The organism is Salmonella sp. SSDFZ69 (assembly GCF_004010755.1).
Lineage (GTDB): Bacteria > Pseudomonadota > Gammaproteobacteria > Enterobacterales > Enterobacteriaceae > Salmonella > Salmonella enterica.
In genome coordinates this window covers 4,250,276-4,263,723 of the sequence record NZ_CP034831.1, presented here as the reverse complement: position 1 = coordinate 4,263,723, position 13,448 = coordinate 4,250,276, and the positions used below count along the sequence as shown (strand labels likewise).

Sequence of the window (13,448 nt, the reverse complement as noted above, 5' to 3'; positions counted from 1 at the left end):
CGCATGTGCTGCAGGCCGGATAAGACGTTCACGCCGCTATCCGGTAATATGCGCATCCACCACAACATCCTCTCGATCTTCTCGTCCTTCCGGTTTATTGTGTTATTTCCTGCCCTCTGTAAACCTGGAGAACCATCGCGTGTTTCAAAAAGTTGACGCCTATGCCGGCGATCCGATTCTTTCACTGATGGAGCGTTTTAAAGACGACTCCCGTCACGACAAAGTAAATCTGAGCATTGGCCTGTATTACAACGAAGACGGGATTATCCCACAGCTTAAAACGGTGGCCGAAGCCGAAGCCCGGCTTAACGCGCAGCCGCATGGCGCTTCGCTGTACCTGCCGATGGAAGGACTCAATACTTATCGCCATACTATCGCGCCTTTGCTCTTTGGCGCCGATCACCCGGTTCTTCAGCAACAGCGCGTGGCCACTATCCAGACATTAGGCGGTTCCGGCGCGCTGAAAGTGGGCGCGGATTTCCTGAAGCGTTATTTCCCCGACGCAGGCGTATGGGTGAGCGACCCCACCTGGGAAAACCATATTGCGATATTTGCCGGGGCAGGATTCGAAGTGAGTACTTACCCCTGGTATGACGACGCGACTAACGGCATCCGTTTTAACGATCTGCTGGCCACGCTGAATACGTTACCTGCGCGCAGTATCGTGCTGCTGCACCCCTGTTGTCACAACCCGACCGGGGCGGATTTAACGCCTTCGCAATGGGATGCGGTGATTGAAATAGTGAAAGCGCGCGATCTGATTCCGTTCCTTGATATTGCCTATCAGGGGTTTGGCGCAGGCATGGACGAGGATGCTTACGCTATTCGCGCCATTGCCAGCGCCGGGTTACCTGCGTTAGTCAGTAATTCTTTTTCGAAGATTTTCTCGCTGTACGGCGAGCGCGTCGGCGGCCTGTCCGTGGTGTGTGAAGATGCTGAAATTGCCGCGCGGGTTCTGGGACAGCTAAAAGCGACGGTGCGCCGAATTTACTCCAGTCCGCCGTGTTTCGGCGCTCAGGTGGTCGCTACGGTCCTGGGCGATGAGGCGTTAAAAGCGGGCTGGCTGGCGGAAGTCGACGCGATGCGTAACCGCATTATATCGATGCGCCAGACGCTGGTGAAGGAGCTGAAGGCGGAGATGCCTGACCGCAACTTTGATTACTTGTTACAGCAGCGCGGTATGTTCAGCTATACCGGGTTAAGCGAGGAGCAGGTCGAGCGGTTGCGCGATGAGTTTGGCGTTTACCTGATTGCCAGTGGCCGCATGTGTGTCGCCGGGCTTAATGCTTCAAATGTACACCGCGTGGCGAAGGCATTTGCCGCTGTCATGTAATATTCAGGCCGGACGGCGATAACAGTGCCCTCCGGCCTGACAATAGCTGTTGTGATCATCCTCTTTTTTCGTAACAAAACCGCAGATAATCCTTCCTTTTGACCGTTACTGGCGTTATGGTCAGATAGTTTTTTGAGCAAAGACTCATCTTAATAATTATAATATTTTGAATTTTAAGGGAAAACCATGAAAAAAATAACCCTGGCGCTGAGTGCCGTCTGTTTGTTGTTTACGCTAAACCATTCCGCGAATGCGTTAGTATCTTCCCCTTCGACGCTCAATCCGGGCACTAATGTTGCAAAACTCGCGGAACAAGCGCCTGTCCATTGGGTCTCTGTCGCCCAGATTGAAAACAGCCTCACCGGACGCCCGCCGATGGCGGTCGGCTTTGATATTGACGACACCGTGTTATTTTCCAGCCCCGGATTCTGGCGCGGAAAGAAAACCTACTCCCCGGACAGCGACGATTATCTGAAAAATCCGGCCTTTTGGGAAAAAATGAACAACGGCTGGGATGAGTTCAGTATTCCAAAAGAAGTGGCCCGACAGCTCATTGATATGCATGTTCGCCGTGGCGACAGTATTTACTTTGTCACTGGTCGTAGTCAGACGAAAACGGAAACCGTGTCGAAAACGCTGGCGGATAACTTCCATATTCCGGCGGCGAATATGAATCCGGTGATTTTCGCCGGCGATAAACCGGAACAAAATACGAAAGTACAGTGGCTGCAGGAGAAGAACATGCGTATCTTCTACGGCGATTCGGATAACGATATTACCGCGGCCCGTGATTGTGGTATCCGCGGTATTCGCATCCTGCGCGCGGCTAACTCCACCTACAAACCGCTGCCGCAGGCAGGAGCGTTTGGCGAGGAAGTCATTGTCAACTCGGAGTACTAAAAATCAGGAGAGCGACAGGCTCTCCTTTTTTGCATGATTTTTGCACAAACTTGCCCCGCTGGCTTTTACCTTTTCCAGACTTGCTGCACACTATTCAGGAGACGTTTGTTTTTAGGAAGGAGCAGCCTATGTGGTATCAGCGCACCATTACACTGAGCGAGAAGCCGCGCGGGTTTCATCTGATAACAGATGAAATTACCGATAAATTGTCTGGCTTACCGCCTGTCGAAACGGGTTTGCTGCATCTGTTGTTGCTACATACCTCGGCCTCGCTGACGCTAAACGAAAACTGCGATCCCACCGTGCGCGCTGATATGGAGCGCCATTTCCTGAAAACCGTTCCCGATAATGCGGCGTATGAACATGATTACGAAGGGGCGGATGACATGCCTTCGCATATTAAGTCGTCAGTATTGGGCGTCTCGTTGCTGCTGCCTGTACGCCAGGGGCGTTTACAGTTAGGAACATGGCAAGGTATCTGGTTGGGAGAGCACCGTATTCACGGCGGTCCACGTAAAATCATCGCGACACTACAAGGGGAATGATAATGACCATTTCGGAATTACTGCAATACTGCATGGCAAAACCTGGCGCAGAGCAGAGCGTCCACAGCGACTGGAAAGCGACGCAAATTAAAGTGGAAGATGTACTTTTCGCGATGGTAAAAGAAGTTGAAGGACGCCCGGCAGCCTCTCTCAAAACCAGCCCGGAACTGGCAGAGTTGTTACGTCAGCAGCACAGCGATGTACGACCGAGTCGGCACCTTAATAAAGCGCACTGGAGCACGGTCTATCTGGACGGATCGCTGCCGGATTCACAACTCTATTATCTGGTCGATGCCTCTTATCAACAGGCGGTAAATGCGCTGCCGGAAGATAAACGCAAGCAGTTGCCGCAGTCCTGATTATAGCGCGCCGACCAACAACGCCAGGGCGATATCAATGAGGCGGATGACCGTAGACCGGATACGGCTGCCGAGGGCGATTTGCGCATTATTGGCGCGTAGCCTGGCGAGGTCCCGCTGTCCTTCCAGCAGAATAATCATATCGTCGTCGTCCAGCCAGCCGCGAGCATGTTCCTGAAGCGCGCGGGCGATAAACGCGGCGGACTCGCGTATACCGTCGTCGCTGTCTTCTCTTGCCTGCTTATACGCCTGGATAAACTCGGCAATCGCCGAGGAGGCGACAGGATGTTCGGCCCGGGCGGTGGTCATCAGGTAATGTATTTCGTTAATAGACGCCATTTTCTTCTCCCTGAGTGCAGCGGGCGCCCCAATGCAGACACTCACCCTGTATGGCTAATTTCCAGACCTGATTATTTTGCCGTTGGTATCTCTCAGCCTGGATGTAAGTAAGTGGTTGCTTACGTTGCGTAACCCGCGCATAAAGACGCAAATAGTGATTTTTCAGCAGCGCCAGATTATCGAGTCGGTGTTTATCCCCACCTTGACAGGCGACCCGCTCAGCCTGAAAAAATGTCTGGCGGATATCGCGGTCATCCTTGAGCAGTGTCTCTTTTTGCCACGGTATTCGCGCCGCGTCCTGCAGGAAGCGGGTTGAGCGCGCTTGTAATAGCGTCAGTTGTTGAAAAGCCACGGCGCTAAAGCGGTCAGGCAGCGTACAGGCGGATAAAAACAGGCACAGCAGTAGTGTGATTGCGTAGGGCAACTTCATGGTGTTTTCCATAACAGACCGTTTGCGCTATCACATGTCAGAGCGAGGCGGCACGCAAATCACAAATGCTCAACACGGATACAATGAGGTGGGATGAGGAAAAATGATGCCGCTTCCCGGCGAATCGGAAAGCGGCGTGAAGGTTATTTGAGCATAGGTTTAAGGAAGCGGGCGGTATGCGACGCCTCGCACTCCGCCACGGTTTCCGGCGTACCGGAGACGAGAATTTCGCCGCCGCCGCTGCCGCCTTCCGGGCCGAGGTCGACAATCCAGTCCGCCGTTTTAATGACGTCCAGGTTGTGTTCGATCACCACGATGGTGTTGCCCTGATCGCGCAACTGATGCAGAACGTCAAGCAACTGCTGAATATCGGCAAAGTGCAGGCCGGTGGTCGGCTCGTCGAGAATATACAGCGTCTGCCCGGTGCCGCGCTTCGACAGTTCGCGCGCCAGCTTCACGCGCTGGGCCTCGCCGCCGGAAAGCGTCGTCGCCGACTGACCAAGACGGATATAGGTCAGCCCCACGTCCATCAGCGTCTGCAGCTTACGCGCCAGCGCCGGAACCGCATCAAAGAACTCACGCGCTTCTTCAATGGTCATATCCAGCACTTCGTGGATGGTCTTGCCTTTGTACTTAATCTCCAGCGTTTCCCGGTTATAGCGCTTGCCTTTGCACTGGTCGCACGGCACGTAAATATCCGGCAGAAAGTGCATTTCGACTTTAATGACGCCATCGCCCTGGCACGCTTCGCAGCGACCGCCGCGCACGTTGAAGCTGAATCGCCCTGGCGTGTAGCCGCGCGAGCGAGACTCCGGCACGCCAGCAAAAAGCTCGCGAACCGGGGTAAAGACGCCCGTATAGGTCGCCGGGTTGGAACGTGGGGTGCGCCCGATCGGGCTCTGGTCGATATCAATCACTTTATCGAAATGTTCCAGCCCTTGAATATCCCGATACGGCGCCGGTTCGGCGATAGTCGCCCCGTTTAACTGACGCTGGGCGATGGGGAACAGCGTGTCGTTAATCAGCGTCGATTTACCGGAACCCGAGACGCCGGTGATACAGGTAAACAGCCCTACCGGTAGCGTAAGGGTCACATCTTTCAGGTTGTTGCCGCGTGCGCCGGTGAGTTTGAGCACTTTTTCTGGATTTGCCGGCACGCGTTGTTTCGGCACTTCAATTTTGCGTTTACCGCTCATGTACTGGCCGGTCAGCGATTCCGGTACCGCCATAATGGCTTCCAGCGGGCCTTCCGCCACCACCTCGCCGCCGTGAACGCCCGCGCCGGGGCCAATATCAATCACATGGTCGGCGGCGCGGATGGCGTCTTCATCGTGTTCCACCACAATCACGGTATTGCCAAGATTGCGCAGATGAATCAGCGTACCCAGCAGCCGTTCGTTATCGCGCTGGTGCAGACCGATGGACGGTTCATCCAGCACATACATCACGCCGACTAACCCGGCGCCTATCTGGCTCGCCAGACGAATACGCTGGGCTTCGCCGCCGGAAAGCGTTTCTGCCGAGCGGGAGAGCGTGAGATAGTTCAGGCCGACGTTCACCAGAAACTTGAGGCGATCGCCGATCTCTTTTAGCACTTTTTCGGCGATTTTCGCCCGTTGCCCGGAAAGCTTGAGATTAGTGAAAAAATCCATCGCATGGCCAATGCTCATATCGGAAATAGCAGGCAGCGGCGTATTTTCCACAAATACATGGCGCGCTTCGCGATTCAGTCGCGTGCCTTCACAGCTGGCGCAGGGGCGATTACTGATGAACTTCGCCAGCTCTTCGCGCACCGCGCTGGATTCCGTCTCTTTATAACGGCGCTCCATATTATGCAGCACGCCTTCGAACGGATGGCGGCGCACGGAAGTATCGCCGCGATCGTTCATATATTTAAATTCAATGTTCTCTTTGCCGGAACCGTATAGCACGACTTTATGTACGTTGGCGCTGAGGCTTGCCCACGGCGCATCCACGTCGAACTTATAGTGTTCCGCCAGCGACTTGAGCATTTGAAAGTAATAAAAATTGCGACGATCCCAACCACGAATCGCGCCGCCTGCCAGCGACAGGTCGGGATTCTGGATCACGCGGTCCGGATCGAAATATTGCTGAACGCCGAGCCCGTCACAGGTCGGGCAGGCGCCTGCCGGGTTGTTGAACGAGAACAGACGCGGTTCCAGTTCGCGCATACTGTAGCCGCAAATCGGACAGGCAAAATTGGCGGAGAACAGAAGCTCCTCCGCTTTCTCATCGTCCATATCGGCAACAACCGCCGTGCCGCCGGATAATTCCAGCGCCGTTTCGAACGACTCCGCCAGGCGTTGGGAAAGATCGTTACGAACTTTGAAGCGATCGATCACCACCTCAATGGTATGTTTCTTTTGCAGCTCCAGCTTCGGCGGATCGGAGAGATCGCAGACTTCGCCGTCAATACGGGCGCGAATGTAACCCTGGCTTGCCAGATTTTCCAGCGTTTTGGTGTGTTCGCCTTTACGCTCTTTAATAATCGGCGCCAGCAGCATCAGACGTTTGCCTTCCGGCTGTGACAGCACGTTATCGACCATCTGGCTAACGGTTTGCGCCGCCAGCGGCACGTCATGGTCCGGACAACGTGGCTCGCCCACGCGGGCAAACAGCAGGCGCAGGTAGTCGTGGATCTCGGTAATAGTACCTACCGTAGAGCGCGGGTTGTGCGATGTCGATTTCTGTTCAATTGAGATCGCGGGCGATAGCCCCTCAATATGGTCGACATCCGGTTTTTCCATGAGCGACAAAAACTGCCGCGCGTAAGCGGAGAGCGATTCAACGTAACGACGCTGCCCTTCGGCATACAGAGTGTCGAAAGCCAGTGAGGATTTGCCTGAACCCGAAAGCCCGGTCACGACAATCAGTTTGTCGCGGGGGATGACGAGGTTAATATTTTTGAGATTATGGGTGCGGGCGCCCCGAACTTCGATCTTATCCATTCACCTTTCCCGGTAGAGACTCGGATGCCTGGTTTGTTTGAAGGACAAACGGCAGAAACGGCTAATTATGACACAATTTAACCTGTTTGAATATACAGTATTGGAATGCATCTTCAGCTAAAGTATGCAACAATATGAGGTTCGCGCGAGTGACCTGGAACCTGCATCGCAGCTATTAAAATGCTACGTGGAAATGGTACACTCACGCGTTTACACTATTTATGAAACGTATTCAGGAGACTCAATTATGGCCAGCAGAGGCGTAAACAAGGTGATTCTCGTTGGTAATCTGGGCCAGGACCCGGAAGTACGCTATATGCCGAGTGGCGGCGCTGTCGCCAACTTAACGCTGGCTACTTCTGAATCCTGGCGCGATAAGCAGACCGGCGAAATGAAAGAGCAGACTGAATGGCACCGGGTGGTGATGTTCGGCAAACTGGCGGAAGTGGCCGGCGAATATCTGCGTAAAGGTTCTCAGGTGTATATCGAAGGTCAATTGCGTACCCGCAAGTGGACCGATCAGAGTGGCCAGGAACGCTATACGACTGAAATTAACGTTCCGCAGATCGGCGGCGTGATGCAGATGCTGGGTGGTCGCCAGGGCGGCAGCGCACCGGCAGGCGGTCAGCAGCAGGGGGGTTGGGGTCAGCCGCAACAACCTCAGCAGCCGCAGGGCGGTAACCAGTTCAGCGGCGGCGCGCAGTCGCGTCCACAGCAATCCGCGCCAGCGCCGTCTAACGAACCGCCAATGGATTTTGACGACGACATTCCGTTCTGATTTTTGGTAAAAAACTCAAAGCGTTATTTGCATTTTCGCTATAGTTCTCGTCTGCTGAAATGCCTGGTGTAAACCAGGCATTTTCTTACCTGGTATTATTGTCTTAGAGCCTATCCCACCAGGCGTTATTGGCGCAGCCAGTTTGGACACGGACAGCGCGCAAAAACCGGAGCGTACACGTAGTACGTGAGGATTTTGAGCACTGCCCAGGACCAAAATGGCAAGTAAAATAGCCCTAATGGGATAGGCTCTTAGTATCCCTTTCAAAAAAGAGAAGCGCATATCTTACGGAAAAATGTCGCTTATCGCCTCTGGCCGACTCGCCTCGGCACATCATTATCCAGCCGAAGTTCATAAATGTACTGCAATAACCCGGATTGTCTTAAATATGAAAGAGAAATCTCATCTGCAAAATATATAATTTATAGCCATTTTTTGACAACAAAAAGATATTATAAAATAACGGTAGAGAAGGGTCGGTATTATCAATAGTTAATTAAATGTTTGCTTTAGCTTGTGATGAGCTCAAATATGATATGTGTATCTTGCTTTATTTTTAATTGCTGAAGATAAAATTGTTACTTATAGCTGGCTTTATATAAAAAATGGTTTTATTTGTGTGTTTTTTTACGCAATTCTGATTTTTTACTCCCCACTTATTATATTTTCAATGATTTAAGTTATATTGAAGTCCCTATGACCCTATGTTTTAATTGTGAAAATTCATTTTATCCTCTGGAGGCAAATTTATTAAATACGTATGGTTATAACGCGTATTAAAAAGAAATATGTCCTTAAAATGATTTAGAGTTTCAATGATTAGCTAACAAATCTATTTATCGGCGGGTGGTTTTAATTTGCTGATGACTATTTTTTATTTATGAGCTGAGAGCTTATGCGATACCTATTATTGGGGAAGATATAGTTAGTGCAATAATTGATGTCTACCTAATTAAAAAAATGAAGAGTGTTTTTAATTAAAGCACTCATCTTTGTTGTGGGCGCATAAAAATGGCGTCGTTGTTTTTATTTTTCTGATTACGAGATGTAAGAAAACTGAAATCTATAAAGCGTATTGGTAGCAGGAAGCCAAGGGCGGTAGCGTTCACTTTCTGAATAAGTTGAGCATCCTTTATCCTTTCTAATCCACAAAAACATTTTATTCACAATGTAATATCAGGAGACAACATGGAAGACGAAAGTAATCCGTGGCCTAGTTTTGTTGATACATTCTCTACGGTATTGTGCATTTTTATATTTCTTATGTTGGTGTTTGCACTTAATAATATGATTATTATGTATGACAACTCAATTAAAGTTTATAAAGCAAATATAGAGAATAAGACTAAATCTACTGCTCAAAATAGCGGAGCCAATGACAATTCAAATCCTAATGAAATAGTTAATAAGGAAGTGAATACTCAAGATGTGTCGGACGGAATGACTACAATGTCAGGTAAGGAGGTTGGAGTATACGATATCGCCGATGGTCAGAAAATTGATATAACATCTACAAAAAATGAGCTTGTTATTACGTATCATGGCAGGCTGAGAAGCTTTTCAGAAGAGGACACTTATAAAATAAAGGCTTGGTTAGAAGACAAAATCAATAGTAATTTATTGATAGAAATGGTTATTCCTCAGGCAGACATCTCTTTCTCTGACTCTCTACGACTGGGATATGAACGGGGAATTATTTTGATGAAAGAGATTAAAAAAATATATCCTGATGTAGTTATTGACATGAGTGTTAACTCCGCAGCATCAAGTACAACGAGTAAAGCTATTATCACGACTATTAATAAAAAGGTGTCAGAGTGAAATATATAAATCATTACCGCTATTTGTTTGTCTGTTTTTTCCTTGCCATACTCCCTTTTTTCGCTTTATCTTTTCCCGGTATAAGAGAGTATGTTTTTGATAACTTCATGGTTTCTGCAATTTACAATGGAGTCATTATTGCCATTTATATTACAGGTTCTTTGTGTGCATTATTCACTATTCTTAAAAATATTTCAGCAAAAGACATATTAATAGCTCAGGACGCCAGTAGAAAAAATAGCATTCTTTCTAACCTCAATCAGGTTTTGTTTGCCGGGGAACCCAAACAGTGTGATTTCAATTTGCTGATGGAATTAGATGACAATGTGTCTACCGCCCGTAATCAACGATTGTCATTTATTATGAGCTGTAGCAATGTGTCGACGCTTGTTGGCCTGTTGGGGACGTTTGCGGGTCTGTCTATTACGATTGGTTCAATCGGGAACTTATTGAGCTCGCCATCAGATGTTGGCGGTGATAATGCAAGTAATACACTCAATATGATCGTGACAATGGTAGCGTCGCTTTCTGAACCATTGAAAGGGATGAATACCGCATTTGTATCTTCTATCTATGGTGTCGTTTGCGCCATACTCCTGACCTCACAAAGTGTTTTTGTTCGCAGCTCCTATTCCCTTGTTTCTACGGAAATCAAAAAATTAAAAATCATAAGCAACAGATCCAATAATAAACAACGAAGCCTGCGGGTTGAATCAGAGACGCTTGTAGAATTTAAAGAGTTGTTTAAAGCGTTTTTTGATAACTATCTGTCAGTTGAAAATTTACGGACGCAGGATGAAGAAAAGAAACGAGAGATGCTATCAGATAGCTTTGTCACTTTGCAAAACCGGCTATTGGATAACTCAGCAAAACTAGAGCAACTTTCTACGCTGATTGATGGTTATCTGGTAAGCAGTAACGAAAATCTCAAAAAATTATCTGACGGTGTAATAACAATTACCTCGCGTTTATCTGAAGGTAATATCCTGCTTGCTGATAATAATGCACGACTGGAGGCAATGAGTACAATACAAAATATTATAGATAAAAAGAATGATTCAATAATGGCATCAGTTGATAAATGCTATCAGGAATCTCTTTCACATGGTAAGACCATAAACGATATTGCCGCTGGCAGTGCCGATATTTCCCATACTCTCGATGGGCTGAGAAAAGAAATGGATGAGGATATGAATAATGTTCATTTAGCGCTATCCGATCTATCGGCTACTGATAAAAAGATTATTACTAATACTAAAGAGATTAGTGCTGAAATGGTTAGCTACCGTGATACCTATATGCCATTAATGGAAAAAATAACATCTATGCATCAGGAAATAGTAAAGCAACGTTTGTTAAACAAGGAGGAAAAAAATGAAGATTAAGATGTTTTTTCTGACGACTGCTTTTATTACACAAAGCACATACGCCAGCGAGCTTCCGGTCATTCCTCTAAGAGATTTAGTTAATGCCGCATTAACGCATCAGCCCTCTGTTGCTGTTTCATATTATGAGACTGAAAAGAAAAAAAGTGACTTAGATCTTTCACGGGCAGCACTTTATCCTACCCTGGATCTAACATCTGGCCTTAATAATAACAGGAAAGAGTCATCAGGTACCGAGAGGAACGTTGAAAATAAGGTGTCTTTATCATACCGAATAACGGATTTTGGAGTGAGGGGGGCTAATATCAGGAAATCTGAATACGAAAGAGATAATAGTAAAACTGACTATGAGAAAACAAAGAATATAGTGTCTCAGGAGGTTGTGACAACCTATTACAACATCAGTAAATATCGTGAAATGATTGATGGCGTAAATCTGGAGAAAGAGTTTTATAAAAAGATGCTGGAAACTTTTTCGTTGCTGGTATCTTCCGGTGTAGCGATGCAATCTGATATGCGTAAAGTACAAGTATCTATCGATGCATTAAATACCAGAAGCATTATGTATCAGTCGATGTTGGATGATGAAATGTATAAAATGCAGAATATGACTGGTCTGAATTTATCGCCAGTTCAGATTCAAAGCGATGAAAAATTCAACCTCTTCAAAAAATATATTTTTGTCGAAAGCCCTGAAAAACTTATGGACATGGTGATGAAATACAACGATGACTATAAGATGCTTGTCAATACCCGAAAAGCCGCGACCGAAGATATTAATGCCGCAAAATCATCCTATTTTCCGACTGTAGATCTCGTTTCCAGCTATGTACAGAATAACCCGAGCGGTAGTGCCAAAAAAAGTGATTATGAAGATGAATTTAAAACGGGTATCAATGTCAGTTTCAACATTTTTAATGGGTTCAGAAATTCAGCCCAGGAAAGAAAAATGGTGGCAAGTTACTCGCAGGCTAAGCTGCAAATTGACGATTTTTTGATTAAAACGCGTTATAACATTGATTCACAACTTTCAAGATACGCCGCTGCAAAAGAGACTTACTCAGTGGCGGAACGTTCACATACAAACGCGTTACAGCTTACTGAATTATATGAGCAGGAGTTTCAGTTAGGGCAAAAAAGTTTGCTTGATTTAATTTCAAGCCGTAATGAAGCATTTCAGGCATATGTAAGCATGATCGACAGCAAATATAGCCTGTATATTTTAAAGTTACAGCAACTCTCATTGATTTTTCATTTAATGGATTATTTAAAAGGAAATACTGAAAGTGAGTTAAATGTAATGAAATGAATAGAAGACAAAGCGATCATCTCATGATGATAATTATTTCTTTGACGATCTTAATTATTATCCTTACCTACTTTATAGAAATTAATTCAGTGGTTCATGGTCAGGGCGTTATCACCACTAAAGATAATGCTCAGTTAATATCTCTTTCTAAAGGAGGGACGATACAAGATATTTATGTAGCCGAGGGTGATACTGTAAAAAAAGGAGAACTCCTTGCAAAGGTCGTTAACCTTGATCTGCAAAAAGAATATCAAAGGTATAGAACTCAAAAAGGGTATCTGGATAAAGATGTTAACGAAATATCTTTCATTCTTGATAAAGAAAATGAGAGTGGGTTGATTACCCTGGATGGCACCCGTTCTTTAAGCAATAAAGAGGTAAAAGCGAATATTGAATTAGTGCATAGTCAGATAAGAGCTAAAGAGTTAAAAAAAACCTCTCTTGATTCTGAGATTAGCGGATTACAAGAGAAGCTGAGTTCGAAAGAAAAAGAACTCGCATTGCTTGCCGAAGAAATAAATATTCTTTCCCCACTGGTAAAAAAAGGAATTAGCCCATATACCAATTTTCTTAACAAGAAACAGGCGTATATAAAAGTTAAGTCTGAAATTAATGATATTGAAAGTAGTATCACTTTAAAAAAAGATGATATTGAGCTGGTTGTTAATGATATTGAGGCGCTTAATAATGAATTGCGCTTATCTTTATCTAAAATAATATCTAAAAATCTTCAGGAGCTTGAGGTTGTTAACTCTACATTAAAAGTAATAGAGAAGCAGATAAATGAGGAGGATATCTATTCACCGGTTGACGGTGTAATTTATAAAATCAATAAAAGTGCCACTACTCATGGTGGTGTGATTCAGGCGGCGGACTTACTTTTTGAAATAAAACCAAAAGTAAGGACTATGCTGGCCGATGTGAAAATATTACCCAAATACCGTGACCAAATATATGTAGATGAAGCCGTTAAACTGGATGTGCAGTCAATTATCCAACCAAAGATAAAATCGTATAATGCGACTATCGATAATATTAGCCCTGATTCCTATGAGGAAAATACCGGAGGAACAATTCAGCGTTATTATAAAGTAATTATTGCATTCGATGTTAATGAAGATGATTTACGGTGGTTAAAACCAGGTATGACTGTTGACGCCAGTGTAATTACCGGAAAACACAGCATTATGGAATACCTGTTATCTCCCTTGATGAAAGGCGTGGACAAAGCCTTTTCAGAACCCGTTAATACTAAACGATTAGATACACCTTGAGAGTGA

The 13,448-nt window shown here is 46.4% G+C and carries 12 protein-coding genes; 9 read left to right on the top strand and 3 right to left on the bottom strand.

Annotation, left to right across the window (positions count from 1 at the left end; all coding sequences use genetic code 11):
- Window positions 1-139: 139 nt before the first annotated feature.
- The 4 genes from tyrB to EOS98_RS21065 all read left to right on the top strand — a co-directional run bounded on the left by tyrB (window position 140) and on the right by EOS98_RS21065 (window position 3,137).
- Window positions 140-1,333, top strand: a complete 1,194-nt coding sequence (tyrB, locus tag EOS98_RS21080; protein ID WP_000486910.1) for an aromatic amino acid transaminase — start codon at window positions 140-142, stop codon at window positions 1,331-1,333.
- Window positions 1,334-1,519: 186 nt separating this feature from the next.
- Entirely contained in the window at window positions 1,520-2,233 is a 714-nt protein-coding gene (gene aphA / locus EOS98_RS21075) for an acid phosphatase AphA (RefSeq protein WP_000724435.1), read from the top strand.
- A 128-nt stretch (window positions 2,234-2,361) separates the two neighbouring features.
- Window positions 2,362-2,778, top strand: coding sequence for a secondary thiamine-phosphate synthase enzyme YjbQ (locus EOS98_RS21070; RefSeq protein ID WP_000270393.1), 417 nt, complete (start codon window positions 2,362-2,364; stop codon window positions 2,776-2,778).
- A gap of 2 nt (window positions 2,779-2,780) precedes the next feature.
- The gene (locus EOS98_RS21065; protein WP_000155665.1) at window positions 2,781-3,137 is read left to right on the top strand and encodes an MmcQ/YjbR family DNA-binding protein; all 357 of its coding nucleotides are present in this window, start codon (window positions 2,781-2,783) and stop codon (window positions 3,135-3,137) included.
- On the opposite strand, the gene EOS98_RS21060 is transcribed toward EOS98_RS21065, so the two are convergent.
- The 3 genes from EOS98_RS21060 to uvrA all read right to left on the bottom strand — a co-directional run bounded on the left by EOS98_RS21060 (window position 3,138) and on the right by uvrA (window position 6,875).
- Window positions 3,138-3,476 carry a hypothetical protein gene (locus EOS98_RS21060; RefSeq protein ID WP_000146597.1) on the bottom strand — a complete coding sequence of 113 codons (339 nt, stop codon included), beginning with the start codon at window positions 3,474-3,476 and terminating at the stop codon, window positions 3,138-3,140. It abuts the gene before it with no gap.
- Window positions 3,463-3,918 (bottom strand): hypothetical protein, encoded by a 456-nt coding sequence (locus tag EOS98_RS21055; protein WP_126524361.1) that lies wholly within the window; start codon window positions 3,916-3,918, stop codon window positions 3,463-3,465. Before EOS98_RS21055 ends, EOS98_RS21060 begins: the two co-directional genes overlap by 14 nt.
- 131 nt (window positions 3,919-4,049) lie before the next feature.
- Window positions 4,050-6,875, bottom strand: coding sequence for an excinuclease ABC subunit UvrA (uvrA, locus tag EOS98_RS21050; RefSeq protein ID WP_000357725.1), 2,826 nt, complete (start codon window positions 6,873-6,875; stop codon window positions 4,050-4,052).
- Between the two features lie 247 nt (window positions 6,876-7,122).
- Between uvrA and ssb1 the strand changes: the two genes are divergently transcribed.
- The 5 genes from ssb1 to siiD all read left to right on the top strand — a co-directional run bounded on the left by ssb1 (window position 7,123) and on the right by siiD (window position 13,442).
- Window positions 7,123-7,653, top strand: a complete 531-nt coding sequence (gene ssb1, locus EOS98_RS21040; RefSeq protein ID WP_126524360.1) for a single-stranded DNA-binding protein SSB1 — start codon at window positions 7,123-7,125, stop codon at window positions 7,651-7,653.
- A gap of 1,188 nt (window positions 7,654-8,841) precedes the next feature.
- Window positions 8,842-9,474 (top strand): SPI-4 type I secretion system auxiliary protein SiiA, encoded by a 633-nt coding sequence (siiA, locus tag EOS98_RS21035; RefSeq protein WP_126524359.1) that lies wholly within the window; start codon window positions 8,842-8,844, stop codon window positions 9,472-9,474.
- Entirely contained in the window at window positions 9,471-10,859 is a 1,389-nt protein-coding gene (locus EOS98_RS21030; protein WP_000875180.1) for a MotA/TolQ/ExbB proton channel family protein, read from the top strand. The genes siiA and EOS98_RS21030 overlap by 4 nt, the downstream gene beginning before the upstream one ends.
- Window positions 10,849-12,168, top strand: coding sequence for an SPI-4 type I secretion system protein SiiC (gene siiC, locus EOS98_RS21025; protein WP_126524358.1), 1,320 nt, complete (start codon window positions 10,849-10,851; stop codon window positions 12,166-12,168). Before EOS98_RS21030 ends, siiC begins: the two co-directional genes overlap by 11 nt.
- A complete protein-coding gene (gene siiD / locus EOS98_RS21020) occupies window positions 12,165-13,442 on the top strand; it encodes an SPI-4 type I secretion system protein SiiD (RefSeq protein WP_001081935.1) in 1,278 nt (425 codons plus the stop codon). The genes siiC and siiD overlap by 4 nt, the downstream gene beginning before the upstream one ends.
- The last annotated feature ends 6 nt before the right edge of the window (window positions 13,443-13,448 follow it).